Below are 25,603 nucleotides of genomic sequence, written 5' to 3' on the forward strand. Positions count from 1 at the left end.
TAGCGGCAACGGAGAAACGAAATCCCGAAGAACCTAAACAGATTTATGGATTGGCATACATTTCTATCCGTGATCGGCGAAGTAAGTATTACGTACATCTGGATCCCGATCGGACTGTGGACCCTCGCAGCGCTCCCTCTTTTCGTATTTACTCGCTGCCTGGGTAAAGCGGCCCCTCACATACACTACCTGGGATGCCTTGCGTTACTTATTGCGCTACCAGTGGGATTTCTGGCCATGCCCTGGACCACAACGGTACTGCAACCGTTTGTCCAACCTGTCCAGCAGTTTGTGTCCTTCCCTACAAATAACAGCACAGCAGGCTTTACATCGACAAACACACGCGCATCAGCCACAGGCAACAGCGCTACTGCTGGTACGACAATCAATCCGTCTGGTGCCGCATCAACTGCCCCCGTGCAGGCTGCCGAACATGGGCCAGTGTTTGCCGGCACTTTTACCCTTTTTGCGTTACTGGCAAGTGTTTTTGGGTTGCTGAATATGGGGTTTCAATGGGTCAGACTCAACCCGTTGATGACCAGATTTGCGCACATCAACCACCCTGATGCTGTTGCCCAACTCGAACGCACAGCACAGCAACTACGGATATCCAGGTCGCTCAGATTTAAAAGTGCACCTGAGCATATTGCCCCTTTTACGTATGGAGTGGTCCGCCCGTCGATTGTTGTGCCGGCAAATATCCTCGAAGAAAAGGACGCACTGCACACCGCGTTGTATCATGAACTGATTCACGTGAAGCGCAATGACTACGGTGCCGGCCTTGTCGCACATTTCCTAGCCGCCTGTTTCATTTTCCACCCGATGGTGTGGCTGCTGAGCCGGCACATCGCAACCTACCGCGAATTGTCGTGTGATAAAGCGCTGCTACAACAGACCAACACTTCCCCAGCTGACTACGCGAGACTCCTGCTTAGATTCAATCAGCATAACCGCCTCCGGTATGTGGTCAGTATGCGTCATTCCACATCTAATTTAAAGCAGCGCGTGCAATACATGGCCGATTACCCGGATTCACCGCTTGTCTACGAGCGCAAATGGGTGAAGATTGCGCTGGTCTGCCTGGGCACCGCACTGCCTGTCGGTCTCATGTCTTGCAGTGAACAGCCCGTAACCACGGGTTTGACTTTATCTCACCCTAGCACAGGTGCATTGGAAGAGCTGGGTTTGACGATGGAGGTTGCCAATGGTTGGAGGTTAGTAGACACAACTCGCTTTGTAGCAGGAATCAGTTGGGAACGGAGATTAAATGAATGGCCAGAAAATATCCGCGATGTTTATTTGCGTCAGGTACCCAAACCAAAAATCGCGGATGAACTCACATTTGGCATAAACTATTATCAATTTACAGATATCCTGACAGCAGATGACATCTACGATATTTCGTACGGAAGAAAAACGGAGTTCTACAAATACGAGCTCTTCATAGAACTACGCGGAAAAAGAAAACCCACTGCGCTGGCATTATGGAAGGAAGGCAAGTGTATGTATTCAGATTTGCCAGTTCCGCAACCATGCACCAGAAACTTTGACTCCTATCGCTTGATAAAGCGCTTAACCGAAGCAGAACTTCCTTTTGGTGCAGATTCAGGTTATCTCTATGAATCCGAATTTCACTATAGCTATGATAGCCATGGAGAACAATTGACAACTCCCAGGCTCAGCTACCACTTCTACATCGTTCGCGAAAACCGCGCCTACTTAATCCGCTTTTTTGCCTATGCAACCGATCCTGATAAGGCGCATCTGATTACGAAGAAGAGCGTGCTTAAAGAACCAGCGATTGCGGAGATGCTGGCAAGTATTCAATTTGAATAAACCCAGTTATTCTTTGTTAGCCTTGTTTAACACAAGGGGGCAACTCCTATCAGGATTCAAGCATCTTTATAAGGCTCATTTCGCCCAACCGTTCTCTGGATACCAGATCAAGTCCGGCATGACGTGGAGGGTGATGGACGCGCAAGTGCCCCATTTCTGCAGAACGTCTCCCTGAACCTGATTCAGGACTCAGACAAATTGAAAGGGGTCTCATTTCACCCTATCGTTCTCTATATACCAGATCTAGCCCAGTATGACGTGGAAGATGAAGGGCGTGCAAGGTGCCCCATCCCTGGGGCGGTCGTGTTTTTTATGTGGCAGTAGCTGTATACTGTAACGCAAATTCAAAACTATAGCTACACCATGAGACGCAGACTCCTCCTCCGCATCGCTGCCGGCCTTGCACTTCTTACTTGCCTTGCCCATTTGGCCGGTACGTTTATGGAAATCCCGCCTGAGCAAACGGCTGTACTGGAGGCGGTTGAGGTGATGGAGGAAACCATGGTGCCCATGCCTGTTGGCAGTGCCAAGAGCTACAAGCAGATTCTGGATGGCAACAACCTGAGTACAGCGTTACTCCTGCTCTTATGCAGCCTGCTGCTTTTTGCGGCTTCAGGCAGTCCCAAAGACGCTGCTACAGACCGGACCATCTTGTTGGCTGCGCTTGGTCTTATTGGATTTGCGGTATTGAGTATCATGTACTTCTTCCCCGTGCCGGCTGTGTCCACGGGTGTGGCAGCTGTGTTGGCATTGATAGCGCGTTCCAATAGCGATAGGTAGGATGCCGCATCTCAACGCGAACTGCTTGCGCAAAATGTGGCGGCTGCATGACCGCACTTTACAGGCCTCCCTGAACTGATGCAGCAATACACGACACACAGCCTCCCCTCACTCGTCACCTAACTCACGCTTTAGCCAAGCCCGGGCCATACGCCAGTCGTTTGACACCGTGCCATGCGAGATATCGAGAAATTCGGCGGTTTCTTCGATGTTCAATCCGGAAAAGTAGCGGCACTCGACCACCCGTACCCAGCGTGGTCGAATTTCTTCGAGTCGTTTGAGCGCGTCGTCTATCTCAAGCAGTTCATCGACTGAAACAGAGGCGCTGGCGCCCGCCATCGTTAAGCTTACCACTTCACCACTGCGTTTGTTGGCCGATTTGCTCCGCGCGTGATCCACAAGGATACGCCGCATGGTCTGGGCTGCTGCGCCATAGAAATGGGTGCGCCCCTTCCATTTTACATCCTGGTACCGGACAAGCTTGAGGTAGGCCTCATGTACCAGATCGGTCGATTGCAGTGTGATGTTTGCCGGCTGATCCCTCAATCGCGCCCGTGCGATATCACGCAATGCAGGATACACCACGTTCAACAATCGCTCAAAAGCATCTTTCTGCTTGGCTTCAACATCTTGCAGGAGTTTGGTGATATCTGCTTCTTCCATGGGATTACAGGTGCGCTTGGTCGGGCTATACGATGCTCTAAAATAGAAAAAACATCGCTGCATCACAGCCTTTCTAATACGCCGGCCCCATGCAGATGGTACGCAGGGAGTAAAAGCACAACTTTATCAATTTACCTTTGGGAGATGCACTGCCTTTCGCGTCTTGGGTTTTCAGAGCAGCTTGATGCAAAAACGCAAAACACTGCTCGACTATATCAAACAAAAACAAAGACTTAGAAGGTATAAAAATGAAAACCCAATCTTTCTCTTCTTTACTCGCCCTGGTATTTGTATTTGCTGCATTGATCACAACAGGCTGTGATTCTGTTAACCTGGATGACAGCGCGCCAGAGCTTGAAGCACCTGCAGAGCGCAACAACCCACGGCTCTCAACAGCTGCCATGTACAAGTTTGGTGACTCCCTGGAGATTGGTACCTCTGCCCTGCGTCGCGGCGCAGAAGCAGTGGTACTCGATATCGAGACAAGTGAACTCAAGCCTGGCTATGCGTACACGGTATGGTGGGTAGTATTTGACGAGCCAACAGCATGTACCGACTACGACTGCAGTTCTGACGATGTCGCAGCAGCAATGGCCGGCGGCCCAAACCTTGCCGACCTGTCTATCATCGGCGCAGCTGACGGCAGCGTTGTGGGAGCTGACGGCAACGCACGCTACCGCGGTATGCTGGAGCAAAATGATGTCACTGGCGCTGTATTTGGCAATGGTCTGGACAACCCGGCAACTGCAGAAATCCACTATGTCATCCGCAGCCACGGTCCGGCAATCCCTGGCCTAATCAAAGAACAGACCACTACATTCAACGGCGGTTGCCTTGAAGGCCAGGGCAACGAAGGAGAATGTGTAAACGTGCAGTTTGCCATCCACGAAGCAACAGGCCGTTAAACATGCAACGACACCTTTGTCTCATCCAATGGTCTGCCGGCTTCCGCTGGCAGGCCATTTTTTATAGCACAGACTTTATACCGACCCATTTTTCACCCGCTTTGATCTGCCTGCACTTGTAACTCCCCCAAACATTTCTAAATTCTAGGAATCCTTTCAACCCGGCCCGCGGATAACGCCATGGACAATACGTCTCCGAACCCCGAACCACCTGAGGAAGCGCCGAACTTCACCCACAAAAAGCCTCCCGGGGGTGCCGCTGGTCTTACGGCAATCAAATCAACACTCAAACACGCGAAAGACGAACTGGGTGTGTTTCGCGGACTGAAAATTCTACAGCAGGCCAACCAGACCACGGGCTTTGATTGCCCGGGATGCGCCTGGCCTGACCCGGCCGCTGCAGAGCGATCTGCGCTGGGTGAGTACTGCGAAAATGGCGCTAAAGCCGTCGCTGAAGAAGCCACGCTTAAACGGGTGACTCCAGATTTCTTTGCAAAACACAGCCTGCAGGAGCTGTCCGAACAGTCTGATATGTGGCTGGGCAAACAGGGCCGGCTCACGCATCCCATGATCCGACAGCCCGGTGCATCACATTACAGCCCCATTCAATGGGACGAAGCACTTGCCCTGATTGGCAATACCCTGAACGAGCTGGCAACACCCGACGAAGCCATTTTTTACACCTCTGGCCGGACGAGCAACGAAGCCGCTTTTCTGTTCCAGCTATTTGGCCGGCTATTCGGCACCAACAACTTCCCCGACTGCTCCAACATGTGCCATGAGTCCAGCGGCACAGGCCTTTCGGAAGTCATAGGCATCGGCAAAGGCACCGTAAAACTCGAAGATTTCTACATTGCTGACACTGTTGTCGTGATCGGCCAGAACCCGGGCACCAACCATCCGCGCATGCTGTCTGCACTCCAAAAGGCCAAACGCAACGGATGCAAAATCCTGCACATCAATCCGTTGCCAGAAACCGGACTCAAACGGTTCAAACATCCGCAAGAAGTACTCAACTGGGTGGGACGCGGCACTACGCTCGCCGATATGTTTTTGCAAGTGCGCATCAATGGCGATGTGGCTTTACTGAAAGGGATGATGAAAGCCCTGGTTGAAGCAGAAGACGGGCAGCCAGGCAGTGCACTTGCAGCAGATTTCATCGCAGCAAAAACGGCCGGCAGCGTACCTTTTCTCGACGACTTGCGCGCGGCTGATTGGGGCGCCCTTGTTACCAACAGTGGCATTTCCAAAGCGGCGATGGAAGAAGCTGCTCAATTGCTGATGGCGTCTGACAAAATTATTGTCTGCTGGGCGATGGGATTAACGCAACACAAAAATGCAGTTGCCAATGTGCAGTCTTGCGTCAACCTGCTACTGATGCGCGGCAGCATAGGCAAACCCGGTGCCGGGGCTTGTCCGGTTCGCGGGCACAGCAATGTACAAGGAGACAGAACGGTGGGCATCACGGCCAGGCCCAAGCCGGCGTTCTTAAAATCGCTGGGCGCCAATTTTGAATTTGACCCACCCAGAAATCACGGATACGATACGGTTGAAGCAATTCATGCCATGCACAGCGGTAAAGCCCGTGTATTCTTTGCACTGGGTGGCAACTTCCTTTCAGCCACCCCGGACACCCACTATACTGCAGCGGCATTGTCACGCTGCAAGCTCACTGTCCAGGTATCCACCAAACTTAATCGATCTCACCTGATTACCGGCGAAACAGCGCTTATTCTCCCCTGTCTCGGCCGAACAGAACGCGATGTACAAACGGGTAAAACGCAGTTTGTGACTGTTGAGAATTCCATGGGGTTTGTGCACAAATCTGAAGGACAGCTTGCGCCGGCTTCGCAACAGCTTAGAAGCGAGCCGGCCATTGTGTGTGACCTCGCCATGGCAACGTTGGGCGATCAATCCAGTCTCGACTGGGGTGCCATGAAAAACAATTACGATGCCATCCGCACGGCCATAGCTGCCACCATTCCGGGCTTCTCTAATTACAATACACGCGTGCGTGAAGATGGATTTTACCTGCCCAATGGCCCCCGTGAAGGCAATTTCACCACACCGGACGGCAAAGCCCACTTTACCGTACATCCGTTACCCGAACACAACATGGCGGCTGATGAATACATGATGATGACCATACGCAGCCACGATCAATTTAACACAACCATTTACGGGCTTGACGATCGCTACCGCGGTATACGCGGCGGTCGGCGGGTGGTGTTGATGCATCCCAAAGATATGCAGGCCGCCAGATTCAAAAGTAAAGATGCCGTAGATCTGATCAGTACGTACGCCGGCAAAACGCGGCGCGCCAAACGATTTTTTGTTGTGCCTTTTTCAATACCCAGACGGTGTGTTGCCACGTATTTCCCCGAAGCCAATGTATTGGTGCCTGCTGAACTGACCGCAGCCAGAAGCAATACACCAGCATCCAAGTCGGTTGTCATCACGATCGTAGCTGCTACTTCCTAAAAACACATGGGCATCAACGCTGCGCAAGCAAGCGCTTTGATTCTAGCCGGCGGGCAGAGCCGGCGATTCGGGAGCAACAAAGCCCACGCACGGGTACATGGCAAACCCATGGTAAATCGCGTGTTTGATGTGCTCGATGCGTGCTTTAAGGACGTTGCAATCAGCACTGCTGATCCGTCAATTTCTTTTGATGTGCCGGCACCCCACATCCCTGACGTTTATCCGAATACAGGCCCTCTCAGCGGCTTGTATTCCGGATTCATCCGCACAACCGCACCCTGGCTATTCGTAGCTGCAGTTGATTTACCTTTTATCACGACCCAGGCTGTTCATCTGATGCTGGAGGCCTGTGAAAATACCGTGGATGGTGTAATTGCAACAGATGGCAAGAAAGCACAACCGCTATTCGGCTGTTACCATTCCCGAATCACCCCGGCTTTAGAAGCATTCCTCAAACAGGGTGAGCGTGCCGTTTTTAGTTTTATCAAGACACAAAACATCAACACCGTACAACTGCCGGCTGCTGTATTGCAGAATATCAACCGCCCAGCTGATCTACCCAAACATCAGGCAAATTTCAAGCAAACGGGTGATGGCACCTCTACACGTTGACCTGTAGACGCTAGCAGTCCGGTTTCAGCATTTCGCTTGAAGACAAAAATGGTGTTGCTGTTCTGGTTGGCCACCAAAAGAAAATTACCGGTAGGATCAAGCGTGAAGTTTCTCGGTGTTTTGCCTTTTGTCGATTCGTGCCCAACAACTTCCAGATTCCCCGCTACTGCGTCGAAGCTGGCAATGGCAATGCTGTCGTGCCCCCGGTTGGAGCCGTATACAAAACGGCCATCGGGTGAAACATGGATATCTGCGCAGTAACTGGTGCCGGCGAAGGTATCAGGCAGCGTAGAAATTGTATCTAGCAGCTCAAATCCGCCTGTGTCCGGCATATACTGCAACGCCAACATCGTCGAATCCAGTTCGTTGATTACAAACGCATGTTTTCCATCCGGGTGAAAAGCCACATGGCGAGGGCCGGCGCCGGCATTAATAAAAAAGGGCATCTTTGTTGGCGTTAAGGCACCTGTGTTGGCGTCCAGGTTGTAAGTAACCAGCTGATCAATGCCAAGATCAGCAACTACGGCGCGCTGATTTCCAGGGTCGAGCACCACGGCGTGCGCATGGGGTCCCTCCTGGCGCTTTTCATTCACACTAGACCCCGAATGTGACGCCAGGGCCGCCATGTTACCCAACATCCCGCCTTCTTCCACGGGGTATACCGCAACATTGCCTCCCATGTAATTGGCAACGAGTACCCATTGTCCGGTTGCATCTACGCTGACATAACAGGGCGCGCCGCCTTGCGAAGAAAGCTGGTTGAGTTGCAGCAACTCACCGGAGTCTGGCGCAATGGCATAAGCAGTAACGGACCCACTCACTTCTCCTTCGTATTCCATCAACTCATTAACAGCATAAAGCCATTGACCTGATGGATGCAAAGCGAGGAACGAAGGATTTTCGGCTACAGCCACAAGTTGCGGCTCATCGAGCAACCCGGTGTCAGGATCCATGCGCAATCTGTAGATGCCCCTGCTGTCGCCGGCCGTATAGGTACCAACATATAGTGTGATCAAACCAGTCATCGCGGATGGATTGGTGCAACCCGCAGTCAGGCTGCTGCCCATTACACCCAGGGTACCCGCAGCAACTTGCTGTATAAATTGCCGGCGAGACGGATTGCTTTTGATTTTAGAGGGCATCTGAAGCTGAATTAAAATTGGATATCTTTTTCAACACGCTTGTCGCCCCGCTTCACTACAACCGTAGTTTTCTGGCCTTTTTCAAGCTTGCCCAATGCCATCATATAATCGTTGATGTTATTGATCTCGAACTCATCCAGTTTAACGACAATGTCTCCCCGTTCGAGGCCCGCTTTTGCTGCAGGACGATCGTCCATTACGGCATCGATACGTAGGCCCACACCGTCCGCTACATAATCCGGCATAATGCCCATGCTTACCTTGAAGGTACTGCGCATGGTCTGCTCGTCTTTCGTTTTGGTAAACGCGATCGCTTCAGGGCTATCAAGCGCTTCGATGACGTCAACAACATAAGAAGCAATCTGCTCAATACCGGCAAAATTGACCAACGGGCTATCATCTGATGCCTTGTGGTAGTCGGGATGCTGTCCTGTAAAGAAGTGTAGCGCAGGAATGTCTTCAAGGTAGAATGAGGTATGATCAGATGCGCCTACACCTGATTCATGTTTTTTGAGATCAAAGCCGGCCGGCTTCGTACGTTCAAGCACCTCATCCCATACTGGTGACGTACCGGTTCCGTTGATGGCCAGCACGTTGTTTTCATTGAGTCGGCCCACCATATCGAGGTTGATCATATAGTTGACCTTGTCGAGATCCGGGATATCCTGTTTTACAAAAGCTTTTGAGCCATACAAACCAAGTTCTTCACCAGAAAAGCCAACAAAGAGGTAGTTGTTGCCTGTTGCATTTGCAGCTTTGAGTTGGCGTGCAATTTCGATAACACCGGCAACTCCGCTTGCGTTATCATCTGCCCCGTTATGAATGGCAGGCTCATTGGGCTGACGCGAACCAAAAGCGCCATGCCCAAGGTGGTCGTAATGCGCACCAACAATGACGGTATGGTCCGCATTGTTGTCGATATAGCCGGCGACATTTACTCCTACACGCGCTTCGCCTGAACCGGGTGCTGCATGCGGATTGCTGCTGTAGGTAAAATCAAATTTGTGATACCAGGATCCGTTATAAGGCTCCAGGCCGAGTGTTTCAAACCGATTTGCGATATAGGCAGCGGCACGCGCTTCTCCATCTGTGCCTGTTTCACGGCCTTCGAGATAATCAGAAGCGAGATATACCACATCCACTTCGATGGATAACCGTGTTTCTTGCGCAAGCGCTGGCAGGGATAGCATAGTGCCCAGCACAACACAGACAGCAATTCGGGAAAAGCTTCTATATAGAGTCATAAGATGTATACAATCCAAAAGGTTAATGCTCTTTTTTAAAAGACGCTTTGACGTACGAGTTTCCGTAAACACGCACGCCTATTTTTTTGCAGCTGTTTATTATAACGCTATTTACTTTCTGCGCAGTTTTATTTCCTCAATGAAGCTACCTGCTCTCCGACAAGCGCCGGCATAAGGGCAGCAACATCACCGATCGCTTTCCCGTGTGTTGTGGCTTGCACCTGACAAACAGCAACGGCCGGCGCGAGGGCTTCACGGGCAAGTTCTGCACGAGCCGGCCCTAAAATTCGATCACCAAGCACAACAGCCAGCGTCCCCAACACAATGGCCTGCGGATTGAGTAAGTCTACTAACAGGGCAAGGCCGCGTCCCATCCACTTGCCGGCTTCTGTTGCAACCTGCAACGCTTCCGGATCGTCGGCCAACATCGCATCAACCAGTTCGCGAATTGTGGTATTTGCCTGCCATCGCGTTGGATTGTGGAGATGGGCAAGCGCTACCAGTCCGGCGCCGGAAGCAAAACCTTCCCAGGAGCCTGTTTTACCAAACCCGGTTGGGCCACGTTCTGCCAATCGCCAATGCCCTATTTCGCCGGCCGTCTCACTCCGGCCATACAACACCTGTCCGTTGATGATCACGCCGGCGCCAATCCCGGTGCCAAATGTCAAAAACACCAGGTCTCTAATTTCAGGCTGTTGACGCCCAATCCCAAAGTGGTACGCAGCAAGTGCGCCGGCATTGCCATCGTGCTCGATGTACACGGGCAAGAGCGGAAAGGCATCCATTAGGTGCTGTTTGAGGGATACACCATGCCACCCGGGCAAATGCGGGGGGTTCACCAGTTCGCCGGCTTCAACGCGCAACGGTCCTCCAATCGACACCCCAATGGCCTGCATCTTGCGGCCGGCAGACCGCGCATGCGACCGTATTTCTCTGGCTATATCCAACATGGTCGGAAAAGTATTGCCGAACGGCGTCTCTGCGTTGGTGGGCATTTCAACGCGTTGTAGAATTTCACCTTCCACTGTGCCTTCTACAATGGCAGTTTTGGTACCGCCTATATCAAATCCGAGAATCGTCTGGGTTAATGCCCGCAGCACAGCCAGCTTCAGGTTAGTTATATGATTTTGAGGTGATCCGCAACTTTAAAATGAAGACTTTGGGGTAGTTCGCAGATCCCTAGTAGCTCACGTAAAGTGTGGGATGCGGCGCCTAGTTGGACAAGGCGAGGTTTTTCGAGAATGACGCAGTGCCGCCATCCAGAAAATCCCGAAACTCATCAACAGAAGCAGTGCCACTCATGCGCGCCAGCAAGATCTGCGTTGCAGGATGCACAACGGCATAGGTGGGGAGCGCAACTGTGCCTGTAAGGTTCAATTGATAGCGCTGAAGCGTTGGGCCTTCATCGATATCATCGGTGTAGAGCCGCAGCAACACAAAGTCGTTTTCAAAGCGCTCGGTGATCGACTGGTGCAAAAACACAGTGGACTCCATTTGCCGGCAATTGGTGCAGGTATAACCGGTAAAATCGATAAACACAGGCTTGCCGGCTGTTGCAGCAGCAGCAAAAGCAGCGTCAATGTCTTCATACCAGTTTTCGTCACCTATACTTTCGCCTGCGGTGCGCGGCAAGGCAGCCAGCAAACTAATGTCGGTACCCTGTCGAGGTGGCAAAAAGGCATCCAGGTTATTTAGGGGTGCACCGAGCAATCCGGGTAGCATGTACAATGAAAGACCAAAAAATCCGATAGCCGTGATCAGCCGGAGCGTCCCAATTTCCTGGTCTGCAGGTTCGTGCTTGAGCCGTAGTTTGCCGATTAAATAAATCCCTGTGAGGAAGAAGATGACTACAATCACGGCAATGGCAAGCGGACGAGAAATCAAATTCCATCCCCATACCAGGTCGGCGTTTGACAGAAACTTGATGGCAGCAGCCAGCTCAATAAAGCCGAAGACAACTTTCAGGGTATTCATCCAGTTGCCCGAAGCCGGCAGCCGGGAGAGCCCAGAAGGAAACATGGCAAATAGCACAAAAGGCAGCGCGAATGTGGCGCTAAAAATCAACATCCCAATAACAGGATATATCCACTCTCCGCCGGCTGTTGCGGCCAGCAATGTGCCGACAAAAGGTGCCGTACACGAGAAAGAAACGAGCGTAAGCGTTGCCCCCATGAACAACACGCCAGCATACCCTTTTTGCTCGTTGCTCTGCCGGTTAAAGTAGTTCAATAAGCCGTTAGGCAAGCGTAGCTCAAACAATCCAAGTAAGGACAGTGCAAATACAATAAACACCAACCCGATCAGCAGATTCACCCAGGGATTTGCAGCAATGACTTGTGCACCCGAGGCGCCAATCAGGAAAGACATCAAAACGCCAAGGCCCGTAAAAATCACAATAATCGATAGGCCATACACGCTGGCCATCCGAAAGGCTTCACCACGATCGCTGCTGTGCTTGGTAAAGTAGGAGACCGTGAGCGGAATCATCGGGAAGGTGCACGGCATCAGCAACGCACCAAGGCCGGCGCCAATGGCAAGCAACAAAAAGCCCCAGAAGCCGCCGGCGCGGGACCCCAGAGAGCCTACCGATGCGACACTGTTTTCGGGCGCGGTCGCCGTTGGTGCAGATTCGGTTGGCGCTATGCCCCCAGGCGCAATTTCGATGGGTGCTACTTCGGGTGAAGCTATTTCCGCTAGGGCGCCAGAAACGGGAGCACCAACGCCGTTTCGGACTTCGTATCCTACGCTAAACTCGCCTTTAGCGGGCGGTAAACAGATACCCAGTTCATCGCTACAGATCTGAAACCCTACAAAGCCGGCCAGTGCATTTTTGCCATTAACTACGTCTTCGTTTATATCGTAGCGCACATCAAGCAAGACGTTGTCAAGGAAGTACTCAACATCCATTTTGAAGTTTTTGTCGAATGCTTGCCTGGGTGTCGACTGAATCACTTCACCTTGCTGCACAAATCCGGCGGGCAGGGCCTCGAGGTTGAACGTCATGCCACGGATGGGCTTCGGAGAATCCATGGCGTACATTTTCCAGCCTTCTGCAATCGTTGCCTCAACTTTGAGGTCAATTTCATCACCGGGCTGCAAAACATCCTCCGACAAGCTGGCACGCCAATTCACATAATCAGCGGGTGGGCCAATTTGCTGGGCTCCAGCAGTGCCGGCGAGCCAACTGGAAACGAGGAGGAAAAGTAGGGTACGCAGATACATTAACCGTGAGCGTTTGAATACCAAGAATCCACCAACACCCGCAACAGTGTTTAACGTGGACAACCGTACATACAGAATACAAAAAAAGGTGCTCGAAACCGTATCGGTAACGAACACCTTTTCTGAATGTTGCAAGCCTGAAGGCGCGTACTTACGCCTCTTCTGCCGGCTCCTGAATGGGCTCAACACGCACTTTAACGCTTGTTGCGATATCAGAAGTGAGCTTGATACTGGCAGTGTATACACCAAGTACCTTGATCTCTTCGTCCATGTCGATGCGCCGGCGGTCGATTTCGTATCCCTGCTTGGCAAGCTGCACGGCAACCTGCGTTGGGGTTACGGTGCCAAAGATGCGATTTTCTTCACCAACTTTGACTTCTACTACAACTTCGACTTTTTCCAGTGCTGCTGCGAGCTTTTCATTCTCTTCCCTACGCTGGGTAATCCGGCGGGAAGCCTGGCGCATCATCTCTTCGTGCTCTCTGATTGCGCCTTCTGTAGCAAGCTTGGCAAGTCCCTGGGGGATCAGGTAATTACGTCCAAATCCGTTTTTTACGGTGACGATTTGTCCCTCATCACCCAGCTTGGGGATGTCTTTTTTAAGTATGACTTTCATATTATCGTACCGTATCAGAAACGAAAGGAATAAGCGCAAGGTGGCGCGCTCGTTTGATTGCACGGGTCAGCTGCCGTTGCTGTTTGGCGGTAACGCCTGTAATACGGCGAGGCAGAATTTTGCCCTGCTCGTTTACAAAACGGAGCAGCAAGTCCGTGTCCTTATAATCGATGTACTCCATGTCGCTGAGCGCTGCTCCTTTGTCAGCAGACTCGTTATCAGGCTTTTTTGTTGGTTTTTTGTCACTCATCGCTTTTATCAAGTTTTGGTCTTATACCCGGTGGTTATTCTGCTGCTGCGACTGCTGCAGGAGTGCTTTTGCGCTGTTCGTAGCTACGCACCATTTTGGCGTCCATACGAAGCGTCATGTAGCGCAAGATGTCGTCGTCGATTTCGAGCGCGCGCTCAATTTTAACGATGACTTCGCCCGGCAAATCCAAATAGATATTGACGTAATAGCCGTTGCGCTTCTTGTTGATGGGATAAGCAAGTCGGCGTGAACCCCACTCGTCAGTCTCCTTAATCTCTCCGCCGTTTTCCTTGATCAGTTTATTAACGCGTTCTACGACTGCCTTGATCTGGTCTTCGCTTAGAACCGCATTAATGATATAAGTGAACTCGTAGGCATTTTTTTGTGCTGCCATATGATCCCTCCGGAATGAGTTATATCATGCCCCTGACGTTCAGGAGCAGGGATGAGCGGCATGATAGTCACTAACGAGGGAGAAGATCCGAATGAGGGGGATTTTCACAGTATTTGAATATCGAACACCGAACCAGGGGTGTTCGATATTCTCTAGAGATTCGCCATGCGATCTGCGTGCTCTGCTGTCCGCAGGGCATTGATCACATCTTCCAGGTCGCCATTCACAATTTTCTGGAGCGGATAGTTTTTGCTATCGCCCTGCAACCGGTGATCGGTGACGCGATCCTGGGGCCAGTTGTACGTTCGGATTTTACCGGAGCGGTCTCCCGAGCCTACCATGGAGCGGCGCGCTTCACTTCGCTCCGCGTTTCGTTTCGCAATTTCCATTTCATACAACCGCGAACGCAACACACGCAACGCTTTGTCTTTGTTTTTGTGCTGGCTCTTTTCATCCTGACACGTCACAACCAAACCTGTTGGGATGTGCGTAATGCGTACCGCAGAGTCGGTTGTGTTTACCGACTGCCCGCCAGGGCCGCTCGAGCGGTATACATCAATTTTGAGGTCGTTTGCGTGAATGTCTACATCCACCTCATCTGCTTCCGGCAGCACGGCCACCGTAGCTGCTGAGGTATGAATGCGGCCACTGGACTCGGTAGCCGGCACGCGTTGTACGCGGTGCACCCCGCTCTCAAACTTCATCATTCCAAACGCATTGGCGCCTTTGAGCTCAAAAATCACTTCCTTGAATCCGCCCTGGGTACCGTGCGACGTTTCCAGCAGCTCAACTTTCCATTTATGCTTTTCAGCAAAGCGGTTGTACAGGCGGAAGAGGTCACCGGCAAAGAGCGCTGCTTCATCTCCGCCCGTGCCTGCGCGAATCTCCACGATGGCATTTTTAGAGTCTTCAGGATCTTTCGGAATCAACAGCAAGTGCAGCGCATCTTCCATCGCCGGAATTTTGGTCTCAAGCGCTTCCGATTCTTCTTTGGCCATTGCAACAAGATCAGGATCGTCCTCCCCATCAAGCATGTCTTTCAAATCGCTAAGCTCTTTTAGCGCATCCTCGTAATCTTTAATCGCTGCAACGACTACTCTAAGGTCAGTATGCTCTTTACCAAGCGCGGCCATCTGCTTCACATCTGTTGCAACCTCGGGCTGCGACATCAAGTTGGTGACATCCGCAAATCGCTTTTTGATTTCCTGTAGAGACTCAATATTGATCATAGATCGTTCCAGCTGCTTTTTTCATCCGGTTCTGACCGGCATGATTTCAATAAACCAACCCGTTAACGCACAATACCCGGACTTGTTGGTCTTCTCAACATGTTTTTCCTGATTTCACGCGATCTGCCGACAATCAACCGGGTCCGATACGTGCCGCCAAGGCCCAACAAAACCTACCCGCATGAAAAAGTCTCAGCCTATCTGGATGTTTATTGTCATCGCTTCCTTGAGCGCAATAACCGCCATTGCTGTTGAGCGAAGCATTTTTGGCGGGTCAACCGACCGGCTCGATCAGAATATTCTCGCACTGGAAAAGCAGTTGGCCTGGTCGCAAGCACAACGAGACTCGCTCAATTCCTTGCTTGCGCAACACCAGGATACCTTGCGGGCGCTTGTTTCCCAGGAGGGCAGCCTGCTCAACAATCTCGATGCATTGCGCTTTCAATTGGCCAAACAAGACTCCCTTATTGATCACCTCCGCACAGATGCACCTAACCATGACATCACAACTGATTCGTTACTGCACGACCTTAACAATATTGTTCGCGACATGCACTCCCACAATGGCCCAGGAGATAACTCCGATTGACGCGCGAACAGTTGAGCCTGCCGGCGTAGCAGAACGCGAACTTGTAGGCCATGTGCCGGCAGACAGCGTTCGCATGGTGGTCTTGCCAGAGACGGGCGAAGTGGGCTTCATTGTACCAAAATCTGTTGCCCTACACTACCGCAACCTCGTCCTGGATTTGTTGCCGGCGCTTGAGCAAAAGATCCAGTTGCTGGAGGACGCCTCCGCACAACAGCTTTCTTTATCTGCAAACCGGCTCGAACAAATTGAACATCTGGCAACACAGCGCGATATGCTGCAAGAACAGGTAACCCTCTATGCCGCGGACGCTACAGCATTGAAAAATCAGTTGGACGAGGTCAATAAAGCACGCAAACGCGAAATCGTAAAAAAGAAGTTCTGGCGCAGCAGCAATTACCTGTTTATGGGGACAACAGCCATTCTTTCAGTTGTTCTAATTGCCCGCTAATATGCATCGAACGATGCTTGATTTACTGTTTTTTCAGTAAATAGATGTCTTGTCGGAGGTGGTCTTCATCACGGCCCGGAATAAAGCCAAGCAAATCAAATCCGGTACACAGCTTTTCTTCGACATACGCCTTGCCGGCATAGGTGGTGCAAAGGTTTTCGCCCGCACGAGACGAATACAACACCACCAGTTCTCCGCGCTGCATTGCAGTACGCTGGTTTTCTGTCAGTCCCCCGGCAACGCGGTCCCCATGCATGGTCAGATAAAGCACACCACCCGGCCGCATCACCCGGCGTAACTCAGCAATCCATGCCTCTTGTGTTTCTGCCGGAAGGTGGGTGAATACGGAGCGGGCATAGACAAAGTCGAAGGAAGCCGGCGCAAACGTAAAAGGCGGCAATAGCTGGTTCACAGAGAAACTGGCAAATGAAAGATGGGTCTGGCACCACGCAATGAGCGACGCGTTGTAGTCAGACCCTGTCAGGATCGCGTCCGTGTGCTTCTGCACATGCCTGATAAGCCGGCCGCATCCGCAACCAAAATCCAGAATGGATGAGAAGTCCTGCAGAGGATGTCCAAATTGCGCCAATTGCGCGGCCATGTCATCAACAACCTTCTGCCCAGAATCCAGGAATACAGCCTGCCAACGCGATGCAATCACATCATACATGAGATTGGGTGGCGGCAAGGGATAGCCGTCGGCCCCCCGATTATCTTTGACTTGCAATTGGCGCCACAATACAGACGGGCTGGCAGACTTCAGGTTGAAGTATACGCGTTCGCCAAAATTGAGCAGGCCTACCTTGTGTAATCCCGCCTTGATGGCTCTTTTCATGGTACGCTATCCTTTCCGGGAGAATCAACTGGTAAATACTAAACCTGTGTATTGAAATCCAATCCACTTTTCAATTTACCACGGTACCACATTTACACACTGCTACATCACTTAGCAAACTTAGCCGCTAACCTTGCGTTTTATCGCATGCCGATCAAGCAAGTCGTCCGTTGCTACAGCATCATCCATCGTCATCACATCACCAAGTTGCCCGTCAACTAACTGCGGTTCTTCCACAGACAAGGACGCCGACATCCCAAGGGTTGCATGCACCTTATCTACCAGGACATTGAGCTTCTCTTTTTGCTTTTGTACCCAGAGCCCAAGCCCAAAGCGAAACGTAGCCATGCCCCCCACTACGCCAGCGATCACCAATAACAGGCTCATGATATCAGAAACGCCGCTCCCATCCAGAAAAATGCCGGCTACCACGCCACCAATCATCACACTGAACATGTAGCCAATAAAGGCAAGCCCTGTATAGCCACGCCGGCCTTCAAGAATGGTTGACTGGTCTTTCTCCCGAATGGATACCAGAATTTGATCAAGCGTCGAACCCATGTCTTTGATTTCCCGCGACCATATGCGCGCGCGACCATCGTGCCGGCTGCGGCCTCTACTCCCAGTAGTACGGCGGATCGCCTCCACAGCTTCTTCCCATTCTTCGTCGGAAAAATGGCCATCGAGTACACGGACCATGTTAATGGAAAACGGACCACCCAAAATACCTTTCTCCGTCGCTGGTTTATCCAATTCAAGTGCCGCTGCACGCAAACTTGCTTCGTCGATGCCAAATTCAGCAGCTATTTCGCCAACTTCTTCAATTGACAGGCCGTTGGTATCATTCGCAGGGACACCCTTCTGGATTTCAGTTGCGCGTTGTATTAGCGCACCAATTTCTTTTTCGCTGTAGCGTCGTTTGTCTCCCGTTGCCATTTTCTTCAGTTGCCGTAGTGTGTTTTCCGATATCCAACTGTTTACGAGCAATGCAACAATCGGTTACGAGGGATTCTACTTGACACCGGGTGTAATAACTTTTAGTAAAGCCGGCAACCCGGTGTACCGTTTCATAGTAAACGACTCGCAATTCACATTACCAAGTCGAAAAAATAGTTATATGCCCAATATCCCGCTTAAAAGTGGCCTTTTTTGTAACCGCACAACTAACCTCAGAAGCATAGCAGCAGTAGGCTATGACATGGATTATACACTGATCCATTACGACGTAGCCGCATGGGAAGAGCGCGCGTACACGTATCTCAGAGAAGGACTCAAGGCCCTGGGCTGGCCGGTTGACCATCTGCGATTTGATTACGACATGGCTATGCAGGGCCTCATTATCGACCTGCAAGAAGGCAACGTGTTAAAAGCCAACAGGTTTGGCTACGTTCGCCGTGCCTACCACGGCACCAAACCGCTAGACTTCAAAGCACAGCGTGAACTGTACCGCGGCACGCTTATCAACCTGAGTGAAGCGCGCTGGAAATTTATGAATACGCAGTTTTCGATTTCTGAAATCTGCATGTACATGCAGCTCGTTGAGTTGCTCGATGAAGGCAAACTCCCTCCTTCTGTAGGCTATGAACACCTGTATCGCTGGACGCGGCGCGTACTTGATGAAGCACATCTTGAAGGCCTGTTGAAGCAGGAGATCATTTCTGATCCTGATCGTTTTGTTGAGCTCGACCCGGAAATGCCGCTTGCGCTACTGGACCAACGCGAATCAGGCAAAAAGGTAATTTTGATCACCAACTCCGAGTGGAGTTATGCCAGCCCAATGCTCACCTACGCATTTGATCAATTTTTGCCAGGCGACATGACGTGGAAAGACTTGTTCGAGTTTTCCATTTTCGGATCGCGCAAACCCAGTTTCTTTGAAAGCAAATCGCCAGCTTTTGAAATCGTGGATGAGTCTGGCTTGCTGCGCGAACACAAAGGCCCGCTCAAAAAGGGGGGGATGTATGTCGGCGCCAATGCCTCGCTTGTAGAAGAATCGCTCAATTTACCGGGAGAGCGCATTCTGTATGTAGGCGACCATATTTATTCTGATGTCCGGGTGAGCAAGAATCTGCACCGCTGGCGTACCGCATTAATCATGCGTGAGCTGGAGGACGAAATAGATGCGCTCAGAAGTTTTGAGCAAGCGCAGGAAGAATTGTCCAGCAAAATGGTGCAGAAAGAGGAAATGGAAGCCTCCTATTCCGCACTCCGGCTTGATCTGCAGCGCCAGCGAAAAGGATATGGCCCGCGCTCCGATCGTGCGATGGATGAAACCGAGCGGATGATGGTGAACTTGAAACAGGAAATCGTGGCACTCGACGAAACGATTGCGCCGCTGGCTTCATCAGCCACTACGCTATTGAATCCCAACTGGGGTTTGCTGATGCAAGCCGGCAACGAGAAAAGCCATTTTGCCCGTCAGGTTGAACGGTCAGCAGACCTGTATACTTCGCGTGTATCAAATTTTTTGCATTACACCCCGTTTGTCTACCTCCGTTCATTCCGCGGGAGCCTGCCCCACAATCCAATAGACAGCTCTGACTATCAGGAAATCAGCCGAAGAACAACCGAAATCACCTGAGCTTAATCGAGCGACGCGAGGTATTCCCAGGCGAGGGCACCTGTACCCAACACGCCGGCATGGTCCTGCAGTTTTGAAATCACGATGGGCACCGGCTCATCCGTTGGGTAACGGAAAATGTGGCTGTTCACATGCTGCTTGAGCGGCTCCAGGAAATGACGGGCTGCATTGCTTGCGCCACCACTCAAAATGATTTTCTCCGGTGCATATACGTGAATGGTACTCACCAGTAACCAGCCTAGCTGTTCAGTCCATACATTCAGTTCGTCCGTACACAGACGATCTCCCTGCTCAACAGCCACTATGATGGCCTTAAAATCCACGGTTCGAGGGTCGGTGAAATAAGCATCACTCAGCACAGACTCAATGCCCCGCGCCAGACCATCGCGTACGTTCATCGCCAATGCGGTAGCAGAACAAAACATTTCAGCTGTTCCTCGTGCGTTGGTGATACAGAGTCGGCCGCCGGCTTGTTGTACGATATGCCCCATCTGGGTGCCAAACTGGAGGTGCGGATCCCGGAGGATCTTCCCATCCAACATCACCCCGGAGCCTACCCCGGTACCGAGGGTGATGGTCACGGCCCACTTGCAGTCTTGTGCCTGTCCAAAAGCAGCCTCTGCGTAAATGGAAATACGCCCGTCATTATCCGCAATAACCGGCACACCAAGCCGCTGCTCAAGCTCCTCAACGATAGGATAACCTTCAAGTCCTTTCACTTTGCCGGGCAGGTACACCACCCCTTTGCGGGGATCAACAGCGCCGGAAAAGGCAAGGCCCACAGCCTGCGGACCCTTGCCATTTTCCTCGCTAATGCGCTCAACTTCTTCCACATACGTTTTGATCAGGGTAGCCGGCACCATGTGGTACCCGGAAGGCTGAATGCCGGCAGCACCCACTTCACCAGTACGGCTCACCGCGCCACTCTTCAGCCGCGTCCCCCCAAGATCAAACCCGATTACATACTCTTTCATTTTGGTTGAAAGTTAAAGGTTAAAGGTTGTCTCACGACGTAATGTCGTGCGACAAGGTTGAAGGTTTTTGAGCTTGTAGGTTCGCAATATGCTGAAGGACAAAACACGTTAAACTTTTTTAACTAACGATACAGATGGGCGAGGCTCTTCCGGTAGGCTTCGTAGAAGCGGTCGAGCTGTTCGTCGGCGCTGGTGTTGCCTACAAACTGATGGCTGGGGAGCAGTTCGGGTTTTACGCCGCGGGCGAGCAGTTTTTCAGCTACATCAACGCGAAGCATGTTCATCAGCATCCCCCCCAATACCGTTGAGGTCGGACCGGTGCGCCATTCGAGGCCTTCCAGTTCGAGCAGGCAATCTCCTGGCGGGCAATGGTTGTTCAATACTACATCTGCGATATCGATGAGTTTTTTGCCTGAAGAATGCGCCGGCTTCGAATTTTCGCAGTGTGGCCGAGATACAACACCAATCACGGGCATGCCGCGTTTTTTTGCACCTAGCGCCATTTCCACAATCAGTGGCCGGATACCGCTCGTAGAAATAAGAATAAACGCATCATGCGGCCCAAATTTAAAGCTTTGCAAAATCTCTTCCGCATAGCCCTCATACTTCTCAAGATACAGCGGGCCCCGCAACCCGTTCATGCCTACGATAGAAGCGTGATTTGAAACCGCCTGCTCTACGAGCGCATAGAAACCAACGAAGCCTCCCTGTCGCGGTGTAATTTCCTCGACCATCATCCGAGAGTGTCCTGCACCAAACAGGAAAACGAGCCCTCCGTTTGCAATACTCTCCGCACAAACTGATGCAGCAGCATCAATGTTGTCCATTTCAGATTCCCTGAGGTCATTCAGCAGGGCCATCGTTTTTTCAAAATACTCTTGTCCCGCGCGCATGTTGTTTTAGGTTGGATGATTGATGCAGCCAGCTGCTGCGAATCAGCGAATTGGGTACCAGCTATACATTCTGTTCTACAGTGATGCCGGCGCCCGAAGTTAACCTTCTTCCCCCGGCAACGTCAAGCACTCAATAAACTCTTTACGTTGCAGCGCATTACAATAACACGTACCCTGTTTACTGCTGTTATCTTTTTGGGCTGTCTTGCGTATATCTCTTCTCCCAAAGCACTACAAATTTCGGCATGACCCTCCTTCTTCTTTTGTTGTTGCTCACATGCAGCACTACCGTATTTGCCCAGGAGTCTGACTCGACAGACCAGTATGCCGCCGCAATGCTACAACCATTGGAATACCGCATGGTTGGTCCGTTCAGGGGCGGCCGTGTCACTGCTGTCGCCGGCACCGGCGGTCATACGCCAACCCTGTTTATGGGATCTACAGGGGGCGGCATCTGGCGGTCTACCAATAATGGACTCAGTTACGCCAACGTAAGCGATGGATACTTTGAAGTAGGTTCTATCGGCGCCATTGCCATTGCGCCGGCAGATTCCAACGTGGTGTATGTCGGCACAGGGTCTGCCGGTATCCGTAGCAATGTTTCTACGGGAAAAGGGGTTTACAAGTCGCTGGACCAGGGGGCTTCATGGATCTACATGGGGTTGCCAGAAGCCGGCCAGATGGGCGAAGTTGCTGTACATCCACAAGAACCAGATATCGTCTTTGTTGCTGCACTCGGGCATGTATTTGGCCCAAACCCCGAACGCGGTGTTTTCCGCTCCATTGATGGCGGCAATTCATGGGAGCACGTGCTCTATGTTTCCGATAGCACGGGCGCTGCATCCGTGGTTATAAACCCGGAAAACCCGGATGAAATTTTCGCCTCGATGTGGCGCGCAGAACGAAAGCCATGGACCATCATCAGTGGCGGTGTAGAAAGCGGGGTGTACAAATCTGTAGATGGCGGTGATACCTGGACACAACTCACAGAAGGCTTACCATCTGGTGTCGTTGGAAAAATTGACCTGGCCATTTCACCTGTAGACCCCTCTCGGATTTATGCCCTACTAGAAGCACCTGATGGCAAAGGCGGCCTCTACAGATCTGACGACGGTGGTGCTTCGTTTGCCTTTATCAACGACCAGAAAAGCCTTGTTTATCGCCCGTTTTACTACACCCATGTACACGCAGACCCGGTAGACGCTTCGGTCGTTTATGTAAGCAATGAGTCGTTTTTCAAGTCAACCAATGGCGGCAAGTCCTTTGCAAGCATCCGGACACCACATGGCGACCATCATGCGCTTTGGATCAATCCGGACAACAACAGCTACTTATTCCAGGGCAATGACGGTGGCGCCACTGTCACCCTCGATGGGGGCAACACATGGTCTTCCATCAATAACCAGGCAACGGGTGAGTTTTACCATGTCGTAGTCGACAACCAGTTTCCGTACAACCTCTACGGGGAGCAGCAGGACAATACGACCATCATGATTCCCAACCTGCCCCCAACAGCCAGCCGGCCGCTTGACCCCAAACAAAACTGGCGAGAGATAGCCGGCTGCGAAACGGGCCCAATCGCTGTGCATCCCAACAAGCCCAACATCATTTATGGCGGCTGCAAAGGACGATTCAGCAGATATAACCTGCAAACCGGACAGGAAAAGCAGTACTGGGTTTACCCGCACTTTAACTATGGCCACGCAGCACGTGAAATGCCGTATCGCTTCCAGCGGACAGCCCCCATCGAACTTTCCCCACATAACCCGGATGTGATTTACCATGCTTCTCAGTACGTACACAAAACCACAAACGAAGGGGTAAACTGGACCACCATCAGTCCGGACCTGACCGCTTTTGAGCCAGACAAACAGGGCTTTTCGGGTGAGCCCATTACACGCGATATCACCGGCGAAGAAGTGTACAGTGCTATCTACCAGATTCGCGAGTCAATACAAGAAGAAGGCGTGATCTGGACCGGTTCAAATGACGGGCTGCTTTTTGTGACGCAAGATGGCGGGACCTCATGGAATGACGTTACACCAGATTCATTACCGCCTGGCGGCCGCGTGCAAACCATCGATCCGTCGCCACACCGCGCCGGCAGTGCATACGCGGCCATTTACCGGTACATGCTGGACGACTGGCAACCGTACATCTATCATACGGATGATTATGGCGAAACCTGGCAGTTGCTCACCGACAGCAGCAGCGGCATGCCCATGGATCATCCGACACGTGTTGTGCGCGAAGATCCGGTTCGCCCGGGCTTGCTGTATGCCGGCACCGAGTTTGGGCTGTTCATATCGTTCAACAACGGTACAAGCTGGCAACCCTTCCAACAAAACTTGCCGGCAACGCCTGTAACCGACATCAGATTCCAGCGGGGCGACATGATCCTCTCGACGATGGGTCGTGCGTTCTGGATTATGGATGATCTGTCTGCTTTGCGCTCACTAACACCAGAAATTGCGGCAGCTGAAACACACTTATTCAAACCAGAAGACATTCACCGCTTGCGATGGACTGCTGCCCGCGTGCGCTTCGATGGCGCAGCGCCTGAATATCCGGACTATGGTATCGCATTCCACTATGCACTGGATGGAAAAAGCGATACGCCTTTGCGCTTGACCCTGGTTGGCCCAGATGGTGAGACGGTCCGAACCTTCACAAGTGACACCCTGGCATCGCCGGATACAGACCGTGAGCCAGGTATGGTACACCAATATTTTGATGAACCGAAAACAGAATCTACACTGCCGAATCATGCCGGCCTGAATCGGTTTGTCTGGGACCTCCGACACTATGGCCCCGCCAGCCTCGACGCAGACGGACGCGGCGAACGCGGTCCGCTTGTTGCACCCGGAAAATACCGGGTGGAATTACAACGGGGAGAAGACCGGTTCACACAATCGTTTGACGTTTTGCTCGACCCTCGTGTAGCTGCTGATGAAGTAACGCCGGCTGACATTTCAGCACAGACCTTCCTCTCCCTCAAAATACGAGATCAACTAACCGCGCTGCGCAAAGCAGTAGCACAAATCCGGCAAGAACGGCAAGCCATTAAGGGCAGCGATAACGCCGAGACCCAGCAAGCTCGTCTGACTGCTTTAAACACGCTAGAAGAAGCCCTTATTCAGACACGCGAAGGGAAAGTAGGCGCCCAGCTCAAACCTAAGCTAATGCGCCAGTTCACGTACCTTTACGGCATGCTCAACGTGGCTGACCAGCGCCCCGGTGAAGACGCCTACCTGCGACTGGCTGACCTGGAATCCCAGTTGGATGAACACCTGATTTCCCTCAATGACCTGCTAAATACCCCAAACGCCGGTACGAGCGACTGATTAGCTGTTAACAGGTTTACGTGTTATCGGCTGGGCAAAAACAGCGCGGTAAACCATTGACGGGATACAGATATCCGTCAGCGCAACAAGGGTTGCCATGGCTGTTAGCGTACCGCCCCGAATATATCCCATAAGCAAGGCACCCTGTTGAAAACACAGCGCTGTCACACCTAGCCACACAACACCAGTACCACAAGTAACCCTGCTGGGCGTCCCTCTTTTGGGGATGGGTCCGGTTTGTCGGATATACCGAATGAAGTGGTTGTAAATCAGGTCGAACGGATGTACGGGAAAAATGGCTGCGAGTGCTGCAATCGGCATGAGTGCATACAAAAATACAGGAGAGGCCAAGCTGGTACCGAGCCCGGCCAATAGCGCACATCCAGCAAAGGCCATTCTATTCCACGGCGCAATGGCTGACAGATTGGTAACCGGAACGGTATCAAATCCCTGGACATCCAGTCGGTGCAGCGTTTGATCAGAAATCTTCTTTTTCATGTTTATATCATTGAATTTAAATCGTGATATAAACAGAGACGAAAAAAACGCTGTTTTCCCCAAAAAC

The 25,603-nt window shown here is 51.7% G+C and carries 23 protein-coding genes; 9 read left to right on the forward strand and 14 right to left on the reverse strand.

From position 1 onward, the window contains the following. Positions 1–45 precede the first annotated feature (45 nt). Together AAF564_04495 and AAF564_04500 are read left to right on the forward strand one after the other, a co-directional pair. Positions 46–1,836 (forward strand): M56 family metallopeptidase, encoded by a 1,791-nt coding sequence (locus tag AAF564_04495; GenBank protein MEM8484781.1) that lies wholly within the window; start codon positions 46–48, stop codon positions 1,834–1,836. 363 nt (positions 1,837–2,199) lie between these two features. Next, positions 2,200–2,616 (forward strand): hypothetical protein, encoded by a 417-nt coding sequence (locus AAF564_04500; GenBank protein MEM8484782.1) that lies wholly within the window; start codon positions 2,200–2,202, stop codon positions 2,614–2,616. Between the two features lie 108 nt (positions 2,617–2,724). Here AAF564_04500 and AAF564_04505 read toward each other — a convergent pair whose 3' ends face one another. Further along, positions 2,725–3,279, reverse strand: coding sequence for an ECF-type sigma factor (locus AAF564_04505; protein MEM8484783.1), 555 nt, complete (start codon positions 3,277–3,279; stop codon positions 2,725–2,727). A gap of 248 nt (positions 3,280–3,527) precedes the next feature. Between AAF564_04505 and AAF564_04510 the strand changes: the two genes are divergently transcribed. The 3 genes from AAF564_04510 to AAF564_04520 all read left to right on the forward strand — a co-directional run bounded on the left by AAF564_04510 (position 3,528) and on the right by AAF564_04520 (position 7,277). Beyond that, positions 3,528–4,184: a hypothetical protein gene (locus tag AAF564_04510; protein MEM8484784.1), complete on the forward strand. Its 657-nt coding sequence runs from the start codon at positions 3,528–3,530 to the stop codon at positions 4,182–4,184. 180 nt (positions 4,185–4,364) lie between these two features. Continuing rightward, entirely contained in the window at positions 4,365–6,665 is a 2,301-nt protein-coding gene (locus AAF564_04515; GenBank protein ID MEM8484785.1) for an FdhF/YdeP family oxidoreductase, read from the forward strand. A gap of 6 nt (positions 6,666–6,671) precedes the next feature. Further along, complete coding sequence (locus tag AAF564_04520) at positions 6,672–7,277, forward strand: molybdenum cofactor guanylyltransferase (protein MEM8484786.1); 606 nt, start codon at positions 6,672–6,674, stop codon at positions 7,275–7,277. Here AAF564_04520 and AAF564_04525 read toward each other — a convergent pair. The 8 genes from AAF564_04525 to prfA form a co-directional block, all read right to left on the reverse strand. Then, on the reverse strand, positions 7,232–8,419 hold the full coding sequence (locus AAF564_04525) for a lactonase family protein (GenBank protein ID MEM8484787.1): 1,188 nt from the start codon (positions 8,417–8,419) through the stop codon (positions 7,232–7,234). The genes AAF564_04520 and AAF564_04525 overlap by 46 nt on opposite strands. Positions 8,420–8,430: 11 nt before the next feature. Then, the gene (locus AAF564_04530) at positions 8,431–9,663 is read right to left on the reverse strand and encodes a M20/M25/M40 family metallo-hydrolase (protein MEM8484788.1); all 1,233 of its coding nucleotides are present in this window, start codon (positions 9,661–9,663) and stop codon (positions 8,431–8,433) included. A gap of 128 nt (positions 9,664–9,791) precedes the next feature. Beyond that, on the reverse strand, positions 9,792–10,763 hold the full coding sequence (locus tag AAF564_04535) for an ROK family protein (protein MEM8484789.1): 972 nt from the start codon (positions 10,761–10,763) through the stop codon (positions 9,792–9,794). A 112-nt stretch (positions 10,764–10,875) separates the two neighbouring features. Further along, positions 10,876–12,885, reverse strand: a complete 2,010-nt coding sequence (locus tag AAF564_04540; GenBank protein MEM8484790.1) for a cytochrome c biogenesis protein CcdA — start codon at positions 12,883–12,885, stop codon at positions 10,876–10,878. Positions 12,886–13,036: 151 nt separating this feature from the next. Beyond that, the gene (gene rplI, locus AAF564_04545; GenBank protein ID MEM8484791.1) at positions 13,037–13,501 is read right to left on the reverse strand and encodes a 50S ribosomal protein L9; all 465 of its coding nucleotides are present in this window, start codon (positions 13,499–13,501) and stop codon (positions 13,037–13,039) included. Between the two features lies 1 nt (position 13,502). Continuing rightward, the gene (rpsR, locus tag AAF564_04550) at positions 13,503–13,682 is read right to left on the reverse strand and encodes a 30S ribosomal protein S18 (GenBank protein ID MEM8484792.1); all 180 of its coding nucleotides are present in this window, start codon (positions 13,680–13,682) and stop codon (positions 13,503–13,505) included. Positions 13,683–13,785: 103 nt separating this feature from the next. Then, positions 13,786–14,145 carry a 30S ribosomal protein S6 gene (rpsF, locus tag AAF564_04555; GenBank protein MEM8484793.1) on the reverse strand — a complete coding sequence of 120 codons (360 nt, stop codon included), beginning with the start codon at positions 14,143–14,145 and terminating at the stop codon, positions 13,786–13,788. 152 nt (positions 14,146–14,297) lie between these two features. After that, positions 14,298–15,374, reverse strand: coding sequence for a peptide chain release factor 1 (gene prfA, locus AAF564_04560; GenBank protein ID MEM8484794.1), 1,077 nt, complete (start codon positions 15,372–15,374; stop codon positions 14,298–14,300). 181 nt (positions 15,375–15,555) lie between these two features. Between prfA and AAF564_04565 the strand changes: the two genes are divergently transcribed. Continuing rightward, positions 15,556–15,963 (forward strand): hypothetical protein, encoded by a 408-nt coding sequence (locus AAF564_04565; protein ID MEM8484795.1) that lies wholly within the window; start codon positions 15,556–15,558, stop codon positions 15,961–15,963. Continuing rightward, the gene (locus tag AAF564_04570; GenBank protein ID MEM8484796.1) at positions 15,938–16,411 is read left to right on the forward strand and encodes a hypothetical protein; all 474 of its coding nucleotides are present in this window, start codon (positions 15,938–15,940) and stop codon (positions 16,409–16,411) included. The genes AAF564_04565 and AAF564_04570 overlap by 26 nt, the downstream gene beginning before the upstream one ends. Positions 16,412–16,433: 22 nt before the next feature. Here the strand turns inward: AAF564_04570 and AAF564_04575 are convergent, their stop codons facing one another. Both AAF564_04575 and AAF564_04580 read right to left on the reverse strand, forming a co-directional pair. Further along, a complete protein-coding gene (locus AAF564_04575; protein ID MEM8484797.1) occupies positions 16,434–17,246 on the reverse strand; it encodes a class I SAM-dependent methyltransferase in 813 nt (270 codons plus the stop codon). A 120-nt stretch (positions 17,247–17,366) separates the two neighbouring features. Next, positions 17,367–18,182: a hypothetical protein gene (locus tag AAF564_04580; protein ID MEM8484798.1), complete on the reverse strand. Its 816-nt coding sequence runs from the start codon at positions 18,180–18,182 to the stop codon at positions 17,367–17,369. A 181-nt stretch (positions 18,183–18,363) separates the two neighbouring features. Here AAF564_04580 and AAF564_04585 point away from each other — a divergent pair, with 181 nt between their 5' ends. Beyond that, positions 18,364–19,827 carry an HAD-IG family 5'-nucleotidase gene (locus AAF564_04585; GenBank protein MEM8484799.1) on the forward strand — a complete coding sequence of 488 codons (1,464 nt, stop codon included), beginning with the start codon at positions 18,364–18,366 and terminating at the stop codon, positions 19,825–19,827. Between the two features lie 2 nt (positions 19,828–19,829). Here the strand turns inward: AAF564_04585 and AAF564_04590 are convergent, their stop codons facing one another. Both AAF564_04590 and AAF564_04595 read right to left on the reverse strand, forming a co-directional pair. Next, complete coding sequence (locus AAF564_04590) at positions 19,830–20,801, reverse strand: ROK family protein (GenBank protein MEM8484800.1); 972 nt, start codon at positions 20,799–20,801, stop codon at positions 19,830–19,832. 122 nt (positions 20,802–20,923) lie between these two features. Next, a complete protein-coding gene (locus AAF564_04595) occupies positions 20,924–21,694 on the reverse strand; it encodes an SIS domain-containing protein (protein MEM8484801.1) in 771 nt (256 codons plus the stop codon). A gap of 245 nt (positions 21,695–21,939) precedes the next feature. Here AAF564_04595 and AAF564_04600 point away from each other — a divergent pair, with 245 nt between their 5' ends. Then, positions 21,940–25,038 (forward strand): hypothetical protein, encoded by a 3,099-nt coding sequence (locus tag AAF564_04600; protein MEM8484802.1) that lies wholly within the window; start codon positions 21,940–21,942, stop codon positions 25,036–25,038. Here the strand turns inward: AAF564_04600 and AAF564_04605 are convergent, their stop codons facing one another. After that, positions 25,039–25,536, reverse strand: a complete 498-nt coding sequence (locus AAF564_04605; protein ID MEM8484803.1) for a DUF4395 family protein — start codon at positions 25,534–25,536, stop codon at positions 25,039–25,041. Positions 25,537–25,603 lie beyond the last annotated feature (67 nt).

The sequence above is a fragment of the Bacteroidota bacterium genome (assembly GCA_039111535.1).
Lineage (GTDB): Bacteria > Bacteroidota > Rhodothermia > Rhodothermales > JAHQVL01 > JBCCIM01.

Bases quoted from the DNA above. Each gene is read 5' to 3' on its own strand.
- AAF564_04495 (MEM8484781.1), top strand. From the start codon at position 46: ATGGATTGGCATACATTTCTATCCGTGATCGGCGAAGTAAGTATTACG.
- AAF564_04500 (MEM8484782.1), top strand. From the start codon at position 2,200: ATGAGACGCAGACTCCTCCTCCGCATCGCTGCCGGCCTTGCACTTCTT.
- AAF564_04505 (MEM8484783.1), bottom strand. From the start codon at position 3,279: ATGGAAGAAGCAGATATCACCAAACTCCTGCAAGATGTTGAAGCCAAG.
- AAF564_04510 (MEM8484784.1), top strand. From the start codon at position 3,528: ATGAAAACCCAATCTTTCTCTTCTTTACTCGCCCTGGTATTTGTATTT.
- AAF564_04515 (MEM8484785.1), top strand. From the start codon at position 4,365: ATGGACAATACGTCTCCGAACCCCGAACCACCTGAGGAAGCGCCGAAC.
- AAF564_04520 (MEM8484786.1), top strand. From the start codon at position 6,672: ATGGGCATCAACGCTGCGCAAGCAAGCGCTTTGATTCTAGCCGGCGGG.
- AAF564_04525 (MEM8484787.1), bottom strand. From the start codon at position 8,419: ATGCCCTCTAAAATCAAAAGCAATCCGTCTCGCCGGCAATTTATACAG.
- AAF564_04530 (MEM8484788.1), bottom strand. From the start codon at position 9,663: ATGACTCTATATAGAAGCTTTTCCCGAATTGCTGTCTGTGTTGTGCTG.
- AAF564_04540 (MEM8484790.1), bottom strand. From the start codon at position 12,885: ATGTATCTGCGTACCCTACTTTTCCTCCTCGTTTCCAGTTGGCTCGCC.
- rplI (MEM8484791.1), bottom strand. From the start codon at position 13,501: ATGAAAGTCATACTTAAAAAAGACATCCCCAAGCTGGGTGATGAGGGA.
- rpsR (MEM8484792.1), bottom strand. From the start codon at position 13,682: ATGGAGTACATCGATTATAAGGACACGGACTTGCTGCTCCGTTTTGTA.
- rpsF (MEM8484793.1), bottom strand. From the start codon at position 14,145: ATGGCAGCACAAAAAAATGCCTACGAGTTCACTTATATCATTAATGCG.
- prfA (MEM8484794.1), bottom strand. From the start codon at position 15,374: ATGATCAATATTGAGTCTCTACAGGAAATCAAAAAGCGATTTGCGGAT.
- AAF564_04565 (MEM8484795.1), top strand. From the start codon at position 15,556: ATGAAAAAGTCTCAGCCTATCTGGATGTTTATTGTCATCGCTTCCTTG.
- AAF564_04570 (MEM8484796.1), top strand. From the start codon at position 15,938: ATGGCCCAGGAGATAACTCCGATTGACGCGCGAACAGTTGAGCCTGCC.
- AAF564_04575 (MEM8484797.1), bottom strand. From the start codon at position 17,246: ATGAAAAGAGCCATCAAGGCGGGATTACACAAGGTAGGCCTGCTCAAT.
- AAF564_04580 (MEM8484798.1), bottom strand. From the start codon at position 18,182: ATGGCAACGGGAGACAAACGACGCTACAGCGAAAAAGAAATTGGTGCG.
- AAF564_04585 (MEM8484799.1), top strand. From the start codon at position 18,364: ATGCCCAATATCCCGCTTAAAAGTGGCCTTTTTTGTAACCGCACAACT.
- AAF564_04590 (MEM8484800.1), bottom strand. From the start codon at position 20,801: ATGAAAGAGTATGTAATCGGGTTTGATCTTGGGGGGACGCGGCTGAAG.
- AAF564_04595 (MEM8484801.1), bottom strand. From the start codon at position 21,694: ATGCGCGCGGGACAAGAGTATTTTGAAAAAACGATGGCCCTGCTGAAT.
- AAF564_04600 (MEM8484802.1), top strand. From the start codon at position 21,940: ATGACCCTCCTTCTTCTTTTGTTGTTGCTCACATGCAGCACTACCGTA.
- AAF564_04605 (MEM8484803.1), bottom strand. From the start codon at position 25,536: ATGAAAAAGAAGATTTCTGATCAAACGCTGCACCGACTGGATGTCCAG.